Source organism: Klebsiella grimontii, from assembly GCF_900200035.1.
Lineage (GTDB): Bacteria > Pseudomonadota > Gammaproteobacteria > Enterobacterales > Enterobacteriaceae > Klebsiella > Klebsiella grimontii.
The window spans coordinates 194,003-209,824 of the sequence record NZ_FZTC01000052.1 but is presented as its reverse complement, the minus strand read 5'-3'; the positions used below and the strand labels follow the sequence as shown (position 1 = coordinate 209,824).

Here is a 15,822-nt window from a genome sequence, read left to right as displayed (position 1 = left end):
GGTGAATTTATGTCCTTGCGTGCTTTAGCGACAGTCGTGGTGACGACGATGATGATGCTTCCCCACGCGTGGGCCGATACGGCGTGGGAAAGCTATAAATCGCGTTTTATGATGCCGGACGGGCGCATTATTGATACCGGCAATGGCAACGTCTCTCATACCGAAGGGCAAGGTTTTGCCATGCTATTAGCGGTGGCCAATAACGATCGCCCCGCCTTTGACAAGCTATGGCAGTGGACCGATAAAACGCTGCGTAACAAAGAAAACGGGCTATTTTACTGGCGCTATAATCCGGTGGCGCCTAATCCGGTGGCGGATAAAAACGATGCCACCGATGGCGATACCCTGATTGCCTGGGCGCTGCTGCGCGCGCAGCAGCAGTGGCATGAAAAATCCTACGGCAGCGCGTCGGATGCGATAACCGCTTCGCTACTGAAGTCCACGGTGGTCACCTTCGCCGGCCGTCAGGTCATGCTTCCGGGCGCGAAGGGATTCTATCTCAACGATCATCTGAACCTTAATCCCTCCTACTTTATCTTTCCGGCATGGCAGGCCTTCGCCGCGCGGACGCATTTAACCGCCTGGCGAAAGCTGCAAAGCGATGGTCAGGCGCTGCTGGGGAAAATGGCGTGGGGGACATCTCAGCTTCCCAGCGACTGGGTCGCCTTAAGAGCGGACGGCAGGATGGAGCCGGCAAAAGAGTGGCCGACGCGGATGAGCTTCGATGCGATCCGTATTCCGCTGTATGTTTACTGGAACGACCCGAAAAGCAGCCTGCTGACGCCATGGAAAAACTGGTTCCAGCGCTATCCGCGTCTGCAAACGCCGGCGTGGATCAACGTCAATACCGATGAAGTGGCGCCGTGGTTTATGACCGGCGGGCTACTGGCGGTACGCGATTTAACCCTTGGCGAAGCGCAGGCCGAGCCGCAGATTAGTGCCCAGGACGACTATTATTCCGCCAGCCTGAAGCTGCTGGTATGGCTGGCAAATAAAGACCAGTCGTAAACTGTGGAAGGCGCCTCGAATAACGCGCCAGGGCCGGGTGCTGAAATCGGAAGAGCGCCGTAGAATCATCGGCAAGCCGGGTTCGCCCGGTGAGGCGCAATGTTGCGGGGGCTTGAACCCCGGCGGCATAGAGAGATGGGTTGCTGGAAAGAGAAAACCCCCGCACGTTGTTTGGTATCAACCTGGCAACGTATCGGGGGCTAACCTCGCATCTAGACCATTCGAGGATAGCCGCGAACGGTTGCCATTGCAACAAGGCGGCTGTATGACGCTCGCTCAGTTGGGCATGGTGCTGTGGGACGATCTGGCGGCTCCGGTGATTGCTGGCATTCTGGTCAGCATGATCGTGAGCTGGATGGATAACCGCAAGTAACCGGCCGGTGGGTATCTGCCTGCCTTAGTGGCAGCATGCGCCCGAACGGGGCCGCAGGGGTAAAATCCTGCGGCCTTTTTCGTTTACTGCGGATAAGGCACCCAGCTGCCGCCGTTCAGCTGAACATACGGTTTCCCCTGGTACTGAATGACGATGGCGTTGGAGTTTTCCGACACCGCCGCGCTCTGCGGCAGGTTGGCAATATACTGCTGCCAGTTGATGTCGTTTTCGTCAAACATCTTGCCGTCGAGGGCGCGAACCACCAGCTCCGAAATCGCCAGGTAGCTGCTTGGCTGGTTGATGATTATCGGCGCATCGGGATGTTGCGCTTTAATGCCGAAGAATTTCACCGCCGCCGGAACGTTGGTGATGGAAGGACTGGGAATATCGCGCAGGCCGGAAACCTGCATTTTGTCGCCTTTCAACGCCGCGCCGTGTTCCGGTACAACGATGACCAGCACCTTACGGCCCGATTTCTCCAGCTCGGTGAAGAAACTGTCCAGCTCATCGAAGAACTTCTGCGCACGGGCTTTATAGTCCGCAGTTTTGCTCTGGCCCGGATAGTGGTTGCCATCATGCAGCGGCAGCGTGTTGTAGAAGGTCGCCGTACGCGGTGTATTCAGCTTATCCAGCGTCTGCAGCCAGCGGTTCAGCGTTGCCTGGTCATCATAGACCGGGGAGCCGTCAAAGCCCTGCAGAATCACCGGCAGGCCGGATTGATCCATCAGCGGGCTCTGGATACCACCCAGCGAGCGCAGCTCTTTCAGGAAGTCGCCGAAGATACCGTTGTGACCGAGCATCAGCTGCTGGGTAAAGCCCAGCTTCGCGAGGTTTTCAAACAGATAGCATTCGCTGCCTGACGGCTGGTAGAGGTTGGCGTGCGAGAGCTGGCCGCAGCTGGCGCGCAGCAGACGCGCCGCCGCCGGGCCGCTGTAAGAGGTCGCCGAGTTAAAGTTTTTGAACAGCAGGTCGAAATGCTTCCACAGCGGATGGTCCGTCAGCCCGGCCGATTCAATATCTGACCATGAGAGCGAGCAGATATTGATAATCAGGACATCGAACGGCTGAGCATCGGCCGGAAGCGCGTCCGGGAAAGTGGTTTTACGTTTCTGCTCGGAAGCATAAAAGGCGTTCAGCCAGTTGGTCAGATTGGCTGACGTCGGCGGCTCGGTTTGCGGCGGAATATCGTTATTCGCCGGCGCGGTATTGGTCGCGATGGCCGTACCGCCGGTCGTATTCGCGGCGGTGTTCGCCGCCGCTGCCGTTGGCTGACCTGCCGGCCAAAGGGTGAAAGAGGGCAGCAGCGGGCTGACGACCAGCCAGACCATGATTGCGGAGACGAAAACCGTCACCCGCAGCCACTGGCTGATAAACAGCCACAAAACCAGCAGCACGAAGAACGCGCCGACCATATTCCAGTTAATAAAGCGGGTCACCAAATCCCAGATATAGTCGGCGCTAAAGCCGGCAATCTGCGAGCCCTGGCTGGCAATACTTTCCGGTCCGGGCAGCCAGGTGTCGTGCCAGAACAGCATAAAGCCCAGCGGGATCGCTATCCAGTGGCGGATGCGGTGCAGCTTATACTGTGGAATCGGCACCAGCAGGAAGGCCAGAAACACCAGGTTTAACATGGGATGAAAATTGAGATATCCCGCCCATAGCAAAGCGAACTTCACCAGAAAGTAGAAGTTCCAGCCAGATAAGCCTCGCCAGTACCGCCAGAGCGGAAGCGACGCGGTGGGTGTTTTGGGTTTGGTCATTTCGTTGATTTGCCTTGCCTGGATGCCGCTTCCCGGCGCAGCACGCCAGCCGGTTTGACATAACGGGGTTTAAAGAACATCAGTCTTAAGGTGGTGCGAATACGCCGCTGGTAGTGGCGCGTCAGGTATCCCAGCGGGAAGAACAGCAGGGCGCACAGGACGACCAGTTGAATAATATCGGCGATTGACATCATAAGGTTGGCTCCCCATCAATGGACAGACGGTGCGGCTCGGGATTTCGCCGCCAGCTTCGCCCGTCATGGGTCGCGTTAATGGTTTCATTTTTGCCAAGCGAGACAGGCAGCGGCGTATTCCAGTTCTCCGGCAGAATTCCGCGCATCTGCATGATTTCAGCCGTTATCTGTTTATCTTCGAACCAAATCATACGGTTAGAAAAAATATCGCCGGTTGGTAAAGGGAAAATATGGTTTAACGCGGTGTCCAGGTCGTTCACCCGGCAAAATGACAGGAACAGCACCAGGCGATTGTTACCGATGGTCATAATGTCGCCCATGCGGTTGGGCTTACACAGGGTCAGCGCCTGCTCTACGCGCAGGCCGGGCGCCGGGCGCAGGGCCACCATCACGCCTTTGCCATCGGCGGGCAGCATGGTGTTGGCCATAATATTGTGCACCGCTTCGCAGAAGGCCTCCCATTTCTGGTAGCCGCGCAGTTTTAGCGGCTGGCTCCAGGTCAGCAGAGTATTAAAATCTTCCGGGATATGGCGGGTAAATTGCTGTTTCTGAACGCTTTCTATAAGCGTAAGGCAGCGGGATAGCGGCGCGCCGCTGGGAATAACCATATTGGCGCCGCTGCTCAGCAGCAGGCGTTCATCGGTGGCGCGCAGGCTTGGCGTTTGTTCGCGGACGACAATTTTTAGCGCGCTGCCGCGCTGGCGGCGCAGGGTATGGATATAGCGTCCCAGCTGTTCAATCTGCTCATTCTGGGTAATGGAGAAGATCAGCGTTGCCGCCTGCGCCATCCTCCCGGCGTTGAAAACGGCGTCGTTGGTATCGAACAGCGTCCAGTATTCAGAAAGCGCGGGCGCCCCCTCCAGTACGCGCAGATTGCTGAGAATGACTTTCTCATCGCTGCGCGGCTGCACCACCGTTTCTTCATCCTGCGCCAGCCGCCAGCCGTTCTCATCCTGGAGAATAATGAGCTGCTGCCGGGCGCTGATGCCTTTTTCACTCCCCCACCAGGCGATATCGAACAGGTGGTTATCCCCCTGGAAACGAATACTTGCCAGGCCGGAAAGCGAGCGGTACTCGCGTAGTAAAGGGGAGAGTTGCTTATCGATATCGTGCCCGGAATTAAGTACTAATAATGAACAACGATGATAATTAGTCCAGCGATATGATTTTTCAACCCAATTGCATAGATCTTCGCTTTTTATATTCTGCCAGGCATTTTCAGCGCATAGCAGAATAAACAAATAATTGCCAGGTTCGAGGGAGCAAACTAAATCACGGTGCATTTCTGCCAGCCCCTCAAAGCGGTTCGGCATGCTAAATAATGCGATCTTTTCTGGGCCGCGATCTTTCCCAGGTGCAATGATTTTATTGGGGTTCTCGCCCATGACTATCGCTGCAACCTGGCTCTGTTTATCCTGGGCAGCCAGCGTATGGTTGAGCAGGCTTACCGCGTCGGCATGGCGGTCGACATTCAGCCACCATACTCCACCCACGGGCATATGGCATACTTCGTCCCATAATGATGAAATACCCAAAGAATATACGATATCCACGGCGTCCCTCGTGAGACTTGATTTACACTTGATTAGTTTACTAGCGAAAGCGTCAGAGTAAACCTAACATTGAAATTAAAGGACATCAGTTTTAGCATGTAAACATATTTTAAGGATGAACTTACGCCTCTCGGTTTAATTTATTGTATTTTCCAACGGACAGAGAAATGCCAGCAAAAGAGCCTGCTGTACCCACCGATGCGACTTTGGGCTACACCTTTCAAAATGATTTCCTGGCGTTAAGCCGGGCATTTTCCCTGCCTGATATTAACTACCACGATATTTCCCGACGCGAGCAGTTAACCGCGGCGCTAAAACGTTGGCCATTACTGGCTGAATTAGCAGAGAAAAAGTAAGGAAGCCATCGATGGCGATTCTGGGATTACAGGGCGTGCGCGGCGGTACTGGCACCACGTCGATTACCGCTGCGCTGGCCTGGGCGCTGCAGTTACTTGGTGAAACCGTACTGGTGGTGGACGCCAGCCCGGACAACATGCTGCGCTTCTTTTTCAACGTCGATTTCAGCCACAAAGCGGGCTGGGCGCGCGCCACGATCGACGGCACCGACTGGCGCGACGCCGGGCTGCGCTATACTTCGCATATCGATCTGTTGCCTTTTGGTCAGCTGACGCCGGGCGAGCGCGAAAATATTGAGCGGCTCCAGCCGACGCTGGCGCCGATGGCCGGGATCGTGCAGAAGCTCCACCAGCAGGGCGATCACCGCTGGCTGCTGATTGACCTGCCGGACGGTTATTCCCCGCTGACCCGCTCCTTGATCAACGTCTGCGACCGCACGCTGGTCGTGGTCCACCCGGACGGCAATAGCCATATTCGTCTCCATCAGCAGGCGCTGCCGGTCAATAGCGATATTTTGATTAACGATCTGCGCGTCGGCAGCCAGCTGCAGGAGGATTTGTATCAGCTGTGGCTGGAGAGCCAGCGGCGCATTTTGCCGGTGACTATCCATCGTGATGAGGCGATGGCGGAGTGTCTGGCGGCCAAGCAGCCCCTCGGCGAATACCGCCAGGACTCGCTGGCGGCGGAGGAGATACTGACGCTTGCCAACTGGTGTCTGCTGCACTACGCCGGGAAGGGGGCGGAATGATTCGCCTGAGCGCGCTGCTGCTGGCGCCGCCGGTCGGGAAACGGCTGAGCGAGCGCTATCTTGATTACCGCCAGCACGGCGCCTCGTGGCTGTCGGCCGCGCTGGGCTGCCTGTGGGCGTCATTGGCATGGGCGTTTATGCCGCTGGAAACGCCGCGCTGGCAGGCTATCCGCGAACGTCACGGCGAGTTTTTCCCGCATATTAATCCGCATCGGCCGCGCCCGCTGGACCCGATTCGCTACCTGCTGCAAGCCGTGTGGCTACTGGCGACGCGGGTGCCGGAGCCGGATAAAAAGATTAACTGGCGTTCCCTGGCGGCGCTGGAAGGCGTCCAGGGGCGCTACGCCCAGTGGCTGGAAAAGCTGCCGGAAAAGGTCAACGCCCGTACCGGCCATCTGGATAAGCATAAAGAGCTGGGGCACCTGAATCCGAAGATACGGCGGCTTATTCTGGGCGCAATAACCTTTTTCTCGCTGATCCTCGCGCTGCTCTGCATTACCCAGCCGTTTAATCCGCTCTCGCAGTTTATTTTCCTGTTGCTCCTGTGGGGCGTAGCGCTGCTGGTGCGGCGCATTCCTGGGCGCTTTTCGGCCCTGATGCTGATCGTGCTGTCGCTGACCGTCTCCTGCCGCTACATCTGGTGGCGCTACACCTCGACGCTCAACTGGGATGACCCCGTGAGCCTGGTGTGCGGGATAATTCTGCTGTTTGCTGAAACCTACGCCTGGGTAGTGCTGGTGCTGGGCTATTTCCAGGTCGTGTGGCCGCTGAACCGTCAGCCGGTCCCGCTGCCGGAGGATATGGCGCAGTGGCCGACGGTCGATATTTTCGTGCCGACCTATAACGAAGACCTCAACGTGGTGAAAAACACCATTTACGCTTCGCAGGGGATCGATTGGCCGAAGGACAAGCTTAATATCTGGATCCTCGACGACGGCGGGCGCGAAGAGTTCCGCCAGTTCGCCAAAGACGTCGGGGTGCACTACATTGCGCGCACCACCCATGAGCACGCGAAAGCCGGCAATATCAACAACGCGCTGAAGTACGCCAAGGGCGAGTTCGTGTCGATTTTCGACTGCGACCACGTGCCGACCCGTTCGTTTCTGCAGATGACCATGGGCTGGTTCCTGAAAGAGAAGAAGCTGGCGATGATGCAGACGCCGCACCACTTCTTCTCCCCGGACCCGTTTGAGCGCAACCTGGGGCGATTTCGCAAAACGCCGAACGAAGGCACGCTGTTTTATGGCCTGGTGCAGGACGGGAACGACATGTGGGATGCGACCTTCTTCTGCGGCTCCTGCGCGGTGATCCGCCGCGGCCCGCTGGATGAAATCGGCGGCATTGCCGTGGAAACGGTGACGGAAGACGCCCACACTTCTCTACGCCTGCACCGCCGCGGGCACACTTCAGCCTACATGCGTATCCCGCAGGCGGCTGGTCTGGCGACGGAGAGCCTGTCGGCGCATATTGGCCAGCGCATCCGCTGGGCCCGCGGGATGGTACAAATTTTCCGCCTTGATAACCCCTTGTTTGGCAAAGGGCTGAAGCTGGCGCAGCGCGTCTGCTACGTCAACGCGATGCTGCACTTTCTATCCGGTATTCCGCGGCTGATCTTCCTGACCGCGCCGCTGGCGTTTCTGCTGCTGCACGCCTATATCATCTATGCGCCTGCCCTGATGATCGCCCTGTTCGTGCTGCCGCATATGATTCACGCCAGTCTGACCAACTCGAAGATTCAGGGCAAATACCGCCACTCTTTCTGGAGTGAAATTTATGAAACGGTGCTGGCGTGGTATATCGCGCCGCCGACCTTTGTCGCGTTGATTAACCCGCATAAGGGTAAATTCAACGTGACGGCGAAAGGCGGACTGGTGGAGGACGAGTACGTCGACTGGGTGATTTCGCGTCCCTATATCTACCTCGTGCTGCTGAACCTGGTCGGCGTCGGGGTAGGGATCTGGCGCTTTATGTACGGCCCGGAAAACGAAATCCTGACCGTCTGGGTGAGCATTATCTGGGTGTTCTATAACCTGATTATCCTCGGCGGCGCGGTGGCGGTCTCGGTTGAAAGCAAGCAGGTGCGGCGATCGCACCGCGTGGAGATGTCGATGCCGGCGGCGATTGCCCGCGAAGATGGGCACCTGTTCTCCTGTACCGTCCATGATTACTCCGACGGCGGCCTCGGCGTCAAAATTCACGGCGAGGCGCAGGTGCTGGAAAGCCAGCACGTCAAGCTGCTGCTGAAGCGCGGGCAGCAGGAGTACGCCTTCCCGGTGCGGGTTGCGCGGGTCAACGGCAGCGAGGTTGGGCTACAGCTGCTGCCGTTAAGCAATCAACAACATATCGATTTTGTACAGTGTACGTTTGCCCGCGCAGATACGTGGGCGCTTTGGCAGGATAGCTTCCCGGAAGATAAGCCGATGGAAAGCCTGCTGGATATCCTGAAGCTGGGGTTCCGTGGATATCGTCACCTGGCGGAGTTCTCCCCGCCGTCGGTGAAGGGTATTTTCCGCTCGCTCACCATGCTGGTGGCCTGGTTTGTTTCGTTTATTCCGCGCCGTCCGGAACGCGCTGCGGCGACACTCTCGGCAGAACCGGCGATGGCTCAACAATGATGATAATGCGATGAACAGAAAACTCTCTTTGATTTGTGCAGTAGCGGTGGGCATTGGCGGCTGGTCCTCCTTCGCATCGTATGCGGAACCGACGGCGCAGGCCGTGCAGACGACGACGGTACCCGGTATCGCCGGTACGGTGGCGGACAGTCAGCCCACGGCGACGCTTGCCGACCCGGCGGCGCCGGTGGTGGTGCTGGATAACGCCCCGACCCGCGACGTGAAGCTGACCTTCGCTAAAATCGCCCCGCCTCCGGGCAGTATGGTGCTGCGCGGCGCGCGCCCTGAGGGTTCGGTCGAGTTCGGCATGCGCAGCGATGAAGTGGTGGCGAAAGCGCTGCTGAATCTCGACTACACGCCCTCTCCGTCGCTGCTGCCAGTGCAGTCGCAGCTGAAGGTGTATCTTAACGATGAGCTGATGGGCGTGCTGCCGGTCACCAAAGAGCAGTTGGGCAAAAAAGTCAGCGCGCAGATCCCTATCGATCCGCTCTATATCACCGACTTTAACCGCGTGCGTCTTGAGTTTGTCGGCCACTATCGCGATGTGTGTGAAAACCCGGCCAGCAGCACCTTGTGGCTGGACGTCGGTCGCGAAAGCTATCTGGATTTAACCTACCAGTCGCTGAACGTGCGCAACGATCTTTCGCATTTCCCGGTGCCGTTCTACGATTCGCGCGATAACCGCCAGCTGACGCTGCCGATGGTCTTCGCCTCCGCGCCGGATGTCCTGCAGCAGCAGGCGGCGGCCATTATCGCCTCCTGGTTCGGCAGCAAGGCGGGCTGGCGCGGCCAGCAGTTCCCGGTCCAGTTCAACCAACTGCCGGACCGTAACGCCATTGTTTTCGCGACCAACGATAAGCGCCCGGACTTCCTGCGCGAGCATCCGCCGGTCAAGGCGCCGACGATTGAAATGATCGACCACCCGGATAACCCGTACATCAAGCTGCTGGTGGTCTTCGGACGGGATGACAAAGACCTGCTGCAGGCGGCGAAGGGGATAGCCCAGGGCAATATTCTGTTCCGCGGCAGCAGCGTGACGGTTGACGATGTCAAACAGCTGCAGGCGCGTAAACCGTACGATGCGCCAAACTGGGTGCGTACCGATCGGGCGGTGACCTTTGCCGAGCTGAAAACCTACGAACAGCAGCTGCAATCCAGCGGCCTGGTGCCGGATTCCATCAACGTGGCGCTGAACCTGCCGCCGGACCTCTACCTGCTGCGCGCCAACGGCATCGATATGAACCTGAACTATCGCTACACCATGCCGCCAATTAAGGACAGCTCGCGCATGGATATCAGCCTTAACGATCAGTTCTTACAGTCCTTCAGCCTCAACAGCTCGCAGGATGTGAATAAGCTGATACTACGCCTGCCGGTGCTGCAGGGGCTGCTGGACGGCAAAACGGAAGTGACGATCCCGGCATTGCGCCTCGGCGCCATGAATCAGCTGCGCTTCGACTTCCAGTATATGAACCCGATGCCGGGCGGCTCCATCGATAACTGTATTACCTTCCAGCCGGTGCAGAACCACGTAGTGATTGGCGATGATTCGACCATCGACTTCTCGAAGTACTATCACTTTATGGCGATGCCGGATCTGCGCGTCTTTGCTAATGCGGGCTTCCCGTACAGCCGGATGGCCGATCTCGCCGATACCCTGGTCGTGGTGCCCAAATCGCCGACCGAGGGCCAGGTTGCCACGCTGCTGGAGACGGCCGGCGGCATTGGCGCGCAAACCGGCCTGGCGGCCATTAACCTGCGCATGACCGACGACGGCGGCCAGATTAAGGACAAAGACGCCGACCTGCTGCTGATTGGCTCCATTCCGCAGGCGCTGAAGGACGACACGAAAATCAACCTGCTGGTTGAAGCGACCAAAAGCTGGGTGAAAATGCCGATGCGCCACTACGATCTGGCCAGCATCTATCCCGATACCGAGGCCAGAACGCCGAATACCCGCACCGACGTCACGTCGACCGGGCCGATGGCGGCGATTATTGGCTTCCAGTCGCCGTACAACGATCAGCGCAGCGTCGTGGCGCTGCTGGCCGACAGCCCGCGCGGCAACGAACTGCTGACCCAGGCGCTTAACGACAGCGGTAAACGCGCGGCGATGTTTGGTTCCGTTGCGGTCATTCGTGAGTCGGGCGTTAACAGCCTGAGGGTGGGCGATATTTACTATATCGGCCACCTGCCGTGGTTCGAACGCATCTGGTTTGCACTCTCCAGCCATCCGGTGCTGCTGGCGATTCTGGCGGCGGTCAGCATCGTCCTGCTGGCATGGGTACTGTGGCGCATGCTGCGTATTATCAGCCGTCGCCGCCTCGATCTTGATGATGAGTAATTGATGATGAACGCGGTACGTAGTGTGGTGTTATCGGTATTGATGCTGGCGGCGGCGCAGGTGAGCGCCGCCTGCCAGTGGCCGGCCTGGGAGCAGTTTAAAAAAGAGTACGTCAGCGCCGAAGGTCGGGTTATCGATCCCAGCGATGCGCGAAAAATCACCACCTCGGAAGGGCAAAGCTACGGGCTGTTCTTTGCTCTGGCGGCTAACGATCGCGACGGTTTCCGCAAGCTGTTCGAGTGGACGCAAAACAACCTTGCCGAGGGCGACCTGCGCGCGCACCTGCCGGGCTGGCTGTGGGGGAAAAAGAGCGATGATCAGTGGACGGTGCTGGACAGCAACTCCGCCTCGGACTCCGACCTGTGGATAGCCTGGGCGCTGCTGGAAGCCGGACGTCTGTGGCAAACGCCTCACTATACGGAAGTCGGCAAAGCGCTGCTGGCGCGCATTGCCGCCGAAGAAGTGGCCACGGTGCCGGGGCTGGGGCCGCTGGTGCTGCCGGGAAAAGTCGGCTTTGTCGATGACGGCGGCTGGCGTTTTAATCCCAGCTACCTACCGCCGCAGCTGGCAACCTATTTTGCCGCGTTTGGCGCGCCCTGGCCGAAAATACGTGACAACAATCTGCGCCTGCTGCTGGAGACCGCGCCAAAAGGCTTCTCGCCTGACTGGGTGCGCTACCAGAAAGGGAAAGGCTGGCAGCTGAAAGCGGATAAACCGATTATCGGCAGCTATGACGCCATCCGCGTCTATCTGTGGACCGGTATGCTCGATGACGGCGATAAGCAAAAAGCCCCCCTGCTGGCGCGCTTTAAACCGATGGCGGCTCAGACGGTTTCACAGGGCGTGCCGCCGGAAAAAACCAACATCGCGACCGGTAAAACCACCGGCAATGGCCCGGTCGGCTTCTCCGCGGCGTTACTGCCGTTCTTGCAGAAGGAAGATGCCCGCGCAATACAGCGCCAGCGCGTCGCCGATGACTATCCCGGGGCGGATGCATACTACAGCGCGGTCCTGACCCTTTTCGGCCAGGGATGGGATCAACACCGTTTTCGTTTCACCGCCGGCGGTAAATTACGGCCTGACTGGAACCAGGAATGCACAAGTTCTCACTAAGCTTATTCACTCTCTCCCTGGGCGTCGCGCTGATGCCGCTGGCGCATGCCGCGACTACCCCTGTTCAGGAGCATCTACTGGAGCAGGTCCGCCTCGGCGAGGCCAGCAAACGTGAGGATTTGGTGCGCCAGTCGCTCTACCGCCTGGAATTGATCGACCCCAATAACCCGGACGTTGTCGCCGCGCGGATGCGTTATCTTCTCCGCCAGGGCGATACCGCCGGCGCGAAGCAGCAGCTGGAGCGTCTGGCGAAGCTGGCGCCGGAATCGCCTGAGCTGAAAGCCTCGCGCGACGAGATGAAAAGCAGCGCCGGCGATGGTCGCCAGGAGCTGCAGCAGGCGCGCCTGCTGGGCGTGGCCGGGAAGGTTGATGAGGCCATCGCCGCTTACGAGAAGCTGTTTAACGGCGTTCCTGATGATGATGATGCGGCGATTGAGTACTGGACGCTGGTGGCGCGGCTGCCCGCCCGTCATAACGAAGGCATCAATCAGCTGAAAAAACTTAACGCCCGCTTGCCGGGCAACGTCTCGCTGCAAACGGCGCTGGCGAAACAGATGTTTGGCGATAATAAGCCGGAAGAGGGATTTGCTTATCTGGAGCAGATGTCGCGCTCGGCGGCGGGCCGCGGTATCGCGGCGGATATCTGGTTTAACGAAGTGAAAAGCATGCCGGTCAGCCGGGCCAGCGTGCAGGCGCTGCAGCGCTTTCTCATGCAGTTTCCCACCGGTTCCACCTCGGCGAATGCCCGCGTCCTGCTCGCTCAGCAGCAGACGCAGCTAAAAGACCCGACGTTCCGCGATCGCGCGGAGGGGCTGGCGGCGGTGAAGGCCGGGAAAGGTTCGGTGGCCGTGGCCGATTTGCAGCAGGCCGTACGGGCGGATGCCAAAGACAGCGACGCGGTTGGCGCATTGGGGCAGGCGTATTCTCAGCGCGGCGATCGGGCGCGGGCGGTCGCCCAGTTGAGTAAAGCCATCAAAATGGACCCGGATAGCCCGAGCCGCGATAAGTGGGACAGCCTGCTCAAGACTAACCGCTACTGGCTGCTGATTAAGCAGGGCGATAGCGCCCTGAAAAGCGGCCAGCTGGCGCAGGCGCAAAATCATTACGCCCAGGCGCAGCGTATAGACAATACCGATAGCTATGCGGTGCTGGGGCTGGGCGACGTGGCGGCGGCGCGTAAAGAAAATGCGGCGGCGGAGCGTTACTACCAGCGCGCGCTGCGAATGGATCGCGGCAACAGCCTGGCGGTGCGCGGTCTGGCGAATCTGTATCGCGGCGAATCGCCGGAAAAAGCCAGCGCGTATATCGCCAGCCTGTCGCCGGGCCAGCGGCGCAGCATTGATGATATTGAACGCAGCCTGATCAACGATCGCCTGGAGAAACAGGCCGAAGCGCTGGAGAGCCAGGGCAACTGGGCGCAGGCGGCGGAAGTGCAGCGCAGACGGCTGGCGCTGGACCCGGATAGCGTGTGGATCGCCTACCGCCTGTCGCGGGATCTGGTCAGCGCGGGCAGCCGCAGCGAAGCCGATGCGATCATGCGCGCGATGGTCAACCGCCAGCCCGGCGATGCCGACCGGGTTTACGCCTACGGCCTCTATCTATCCGGGAATAATCAGGATGAGATGGCGCTGGCGCAGATTAACGCCCTGCCGCGCGGGCAGTGGACGGACAATATCCGCGAGCTGGAGGCGCGCCTGCAAAGCGATAACGTGTTGCGTCAGGCAAACCAGCTGCGCGACGACGGCCAGGAAGACCGGGCCATCGCGCTGATTCAACAGCAGCCGGCGTCGGTGCGCTACGCGCTGACGCTGGCGGACTGGGCGCAGCAGCGCGGCGACAGCCAGACGGCGATTGCTCAATATCAGCGGGTGCTGGGCCAGCAGCTGGACAACGGCGATGCGCGTCTGGGCCTGGCGGAAGTGTATCTTGCCGATGGCGATAAAAACGCCGCCCGCGCCCAGGTGGCGCAGCTCAAGGGCGAAGACATCGATTCTATCAATATGCAGCGGCGTATCGCCCTGGCGCAGGCCGGGTTGGGCGATCGCGCTCAGGCGCAGCAAACCTTCGCCCGCATCGTGCCGCAGGCGAAAGCGCAGCCGCCGTCAATGGAAAGCGCGCTGGTGCTGCGCGACGCCGCGCGTTTTCAGGCGCAGAACGACGAGCCGCAGCAGGCGCTGGAAGGCTATAAAGATGCAATGGTGGCCTCCGGCGTTGCCCGCGAGCGCCCGCAGGATAACGACACCTTTACGCGGCTGACGCGTAACGATAGCAGCGATGACTGGCTGAAACGCGGGATCCGCAGCGACGCCGCCGATCTTTATCGTCAGCAGGATCTTAATGTCACCCTCGAACATGATTACTGGGGCTCCAGCGGTACCGGCGGCTATTCCGACCTGAAAGCGCATACCACCATGCTGCACGTGGACGCGCCGCTGGCCGACGGGCGCATGTTCTTCCGTACCGATCTGGTGAATATGAATGCCGGGAGCTTTTCGACGAAGAGCGACGGCAGCTATTCGCCGAGCTGGGGTACCTGCGGCGAAATCGCCTGTACCGGCGGCAGCAAACACCAGAGCGATAGCGGCGCCAGCGTCGCGGTGGGCTGGAAGAACGAGACCTGGAGCGGCGATATCGGCACTACGCCGATGGGCTTTAACGTCGTTGATGTGGTGGGCGGCCTGAGCTACAGCAGCGACGTTGGCCCGCTGGGCTACACCGTTAACCTCCACCGACGCCCCATCTCCAGCTCGCTGCTGGCCTTTGGCGGGCAGAAAGATAACCCTAACGACGGCCATACCGGCAAGAGCTGGGGCGGAGTGCGCGCCGACGGCGGCGGTCTGAGTCTGAGCTACGATAAAGGCGAGGCCAACGGCGTCTGGTCTTCGCTGGGCGTCGACCAGTTGACCGGGAAAAACGTCGCCGACAACTGGCGCGTGCGCTGGATGACCGGCTACTACTATAAAGTGGTTAATGAAGATAACCGCCGGGTCACCGTCGGGCTGAACAATATGCTCTGGCACTATGATAAAGACCTGAGCGGCTATACCCTGGGTCAGGGCGGTTACTACAGTCCGCAGGAATATGTCTCCTTCTCGGTGCCGGTCACCTGGCGTCAGCGGACGGAGAACTGGTCATGGGAGCTGGGAGGCTCGGTGTCGTGGTCCCATTCGCGCACCAAAACCGAGGCGCGCTATCCGCTGCTCAATTTGCTTCCCTCGCAGTATCGCCATGATGCCAGCCAGCTTACGGAAGAGGGCAGCAGCAGTTCCGGCGTCGGCTATACCGCGCGGGCGCTGATTGAGCGACGGGTCACCAGCAACTGGTTTGTCGGGGCGGCGGTGGATATTCAGCAGGCGAAGGATTACACCCCGAGCCACGCGCTGCTGTACGTCCGCTATTCAGCTTCCGGCTGGCAGGGCGATATGGATATGCCACCGCAGCCGTTGGTGCCTTACGCCGACTGGTAGCAGATTAGACTGAATTATGCGACAGGGCGCCACTCCACGGCGCTCTTCGCGTATACTCGTTGCCTTCGGTCAGGCACGCAGATTTCCCTTCCGGTGGCGCTGAAGCTGCACTGCGCGCGGCATCCCGGAGGCGGCGCGAGGGGCGCCTGTCCAGGCTACCGGCCCGATGGCGGTGGTGAACTTGTCGCCCGGACGGTTTTGTAGCCCGGGTAAGGCGTCAGCCGCCACCCGGGAATGCCCCCGGTTACGGGTCCGTGCGGTTTTGGGTTTTGTAGCCCGGACAGGCGCAC

At 59.5% G+C, this 15,822-nt stretch carries 11 protein-coding genes; 8 read left to right on the top strand and 3 right to left on the bottom strand.

Annotation, left to right across the window (positions count from 1 at the left end; genetic code table 11):
• Positions 1-9 precede the first annotated feature (9 nt).
• Both KOSB73_RS29390 and KOSB73_RS29385 read left to right on the top strand, forming a co-directional pair.
• Positions 10-1,008, top strand: coding sequence for a family 8 glycosyl hydrolase (locus KOSB73_RS29390; protein WP_032711096.1), 999 nt, complete (start codon positions 10-12; stop codon positions 1,006-1,008).
• A 265-nt stretch (positions 1,009-1,273) separates the two neighbouring features.
• Positions 1,274-1,381, top strand: a complete 108-nt coding sequence (locus KOSB73_RS29385) for a type I toxin-antitoxin system toxin Ldr family protein (RefSeq protein WP_004132660.1) — start codon at positions 1,274-1,276, stop codon at positions 1,379-1,381.
• 83 nt (positions 1,382-1,464) lie between these two features.
• Here KOSB73_RS29385 and bcsG read toward each other — a convergent pair whose 3' ends face one another.
• Genes bcsG through bcsE form a run of 3 tightly spaced genes read right to left on the bottom strand, consistent with a single transcriptional unit; the run spans position 1,465 to position 4,888 of the window.
• Positions 1,465-3,141 carry a cellulose biosynthesis protein BcsG gene (gene bcsG, locus KOSB73_RS29380; protein ID WP_004132662.1) on the bottom strand — a complete coding sequence of 559 codons (1,677 nt, stop codon included), beginning with the start codon at positions 3,139-3,141 and terminating at the stop codon, positions 1,465-1,467.
• Positions 3,138-3,335, bottom strand: a complete 198-nt coding sequence (gene bcsF, locus KOSB73_RS29375) for a cellulose biosynthesis protein BcsF (protein WP_004106715.1) — start codon at positions 3,333-3,335, stop codon at positions 3,138-3,140. The genes bcsG and bcsF overlap by 4 nt, the downstream gene beginning before the upstream one ends.
• A complete protein-coding gene (gene bcsE / locus KOSB73_RS29370; RefSeq protein WP_024359768.1) occupies positions 3,332-4,888 on the bottom strand; it encodes a cellulose biosynthesis protein BcsE in 1,557 nt (518 codons plus the stop codon). The genes bcsF and bcsE overlap by 4 nt, the downstream gene beginning before the upstream one ends.
• A 167-nt stretch (positions 4,889-5,055) precedes the next feature.
• Here bcsE and bcsR point away from each other — a divergent pair, with 167 nt between their 5' ends.
• The 6 genes from bcsR to bcsC are packed head-to-tail and all read left to right on the top strand — an operon-like array spanning position 5,056 to position 15,532.
• A complete protein-coding gene (gene bcsR / locus KOSB73_RS29365; RefSeq protein ID WP_004126335.1) occupies positions 5,056-5,244 on the top strand; it encodes a cellulose biosynthesis protein BcsR in 189 nt (62 codons plus the stop codon).
• A gap of 11 nt (positions 5,245-5,255) precedes the next feature.
• Positions 5,256-5,993 (top strand): cellulose biosynthesis protein BcsQ, encoded by a 738-nt coding sequence (bcsQ, locus tag KOSB73_RS29360; protein WP_024359769.1) that lies wholly within the window; start codon positions 5,256-5,258, stop codon positions 5,991-5,993.
• The gene (gene bcsA / locus KOSB73_RS29355) at positions 5,990-8,608 is read left to right on the top strand and encodes a UDP-forming cellulose synthase catalytic subunit (RefSeq protein WP_024359770.1); all 2,619 of its coding nucleotides are present in this window, start codon (positions 5,990-5,992) and stop codon (positions 8,606-8,608) included. Before bcsQ ends, bcsA begins: the two co-directional genes overlap by 4 nt.
• Positions 8,609-8,618: 10 nt before the next feature.
• Positions 8,619-10,952: a cellulose biosynthesis cyclic di-GMP-binding regulatory protein BcsB gene (bcsB, locus tag KOSB73_RS29350; RefSeq protein ID WP_098141400.1), complete on the top strand. Its 2,334-nt coding sequence runs from the start codon at positions 8,619-8,621 to the stop codon at positions 10,950-10,952.
• Positions 10,953-10,955: 3 nt separating this feature from the next.
• On the top strand, positions 10,956-12,065 hold the full coding sequence (bcsZ, locus tag KOSB73_RS29345; RefSeq protein ID WP_165775040.1) for a cellulose synthase complex periplasmic endoglucanase BcsZ: 1,110 nt from the start codon (positions 10,956-10,958) through the stop codon (positions 12,063-12,065).
• Entirely contained in the window at positions 12,047-15,532 is a 3,486-nt protein-coding gene (gene bcsC, locus KOSB73_RS29340; protein ID WP_098141398.1) for a cellulose synthase complex outer membrane protein BcsC, read from the top strand. The genes bcsZ and bcsC overlap by 19 nt, the downstream gene beginning before the upstream one ends.
• Positions 15,533-15,822: the final 290 nt, after the last annotated feature.

Bases quoted from the DNA above. Each gene is read 5' to 3' on its own strand.
- KOSB73_RS29390 (WP_032711096.1), top strand. From the start codon at position 10: ATGTCCTTGCGTGCTTTAGCGACAGTCGTGGTGACGACGATGATGATG.
- KOSB73_RS29385 (WP_004132660.1), top strand. From the start codon at position 1,274: ATGACGCTCGCTCAGTTGGGCATGGTGCTGTGGGACGATCTGGCGGCT.
- bcsG (WP_004132662.1), bottom strand. From the start codon at position 3,141: ATGACCAAACCCAAAACACCCACCGCGTCGCTTCCGCTCTGGCGGTAC.
- bcsF (WP_004106715.1), bottom strand. From the start codon at position 3,335: ATGATGTCAATCGCCGATATTATTCAACTGGTCGTCCTGTGCGCCCTG.
- bcsR (WP_004126335.1), top strand. From the start codon at position 5,056: ATGCCAGCAAAAGAGCCTGCTGTACCCACCGATGCGACTTTGGGCTAC.
- bcsQ (WP_024359769.1), top strand. From the start codon at position 5,256: ATGGCGATTCTGGGATTACAGGGCGTGCGCGGCGGTACTGGCACCACG.
- bcsA (WP_024359770.1), top strand. From the start codon at position 5,990: ATGATTCGCCTGAGCGCGCTGCTGCTGGCGCCGCCGGTCGGGAAACGG.
- bcsB (WP_098141400.1), top strand. From the start codon at position 8,619: ATGAACAGAAAACTCTCTTTGATTTGTGCAGTAGCGGTGGGCATTGGC.
- bcsZ (WP_165775040.1), top strand. From the start codon at position 10,956: ATGATGAACGCGGTACGTAGTGTGGTGTTATCGGTATTGATGCTGGCG.
- bcsC (WP_098141398.1), top strand. From the start codon at position 12,047: ATGCACAAGTTCTCACTAAGCTTATTCACTCTCTCCCTGGGCGTCGCG.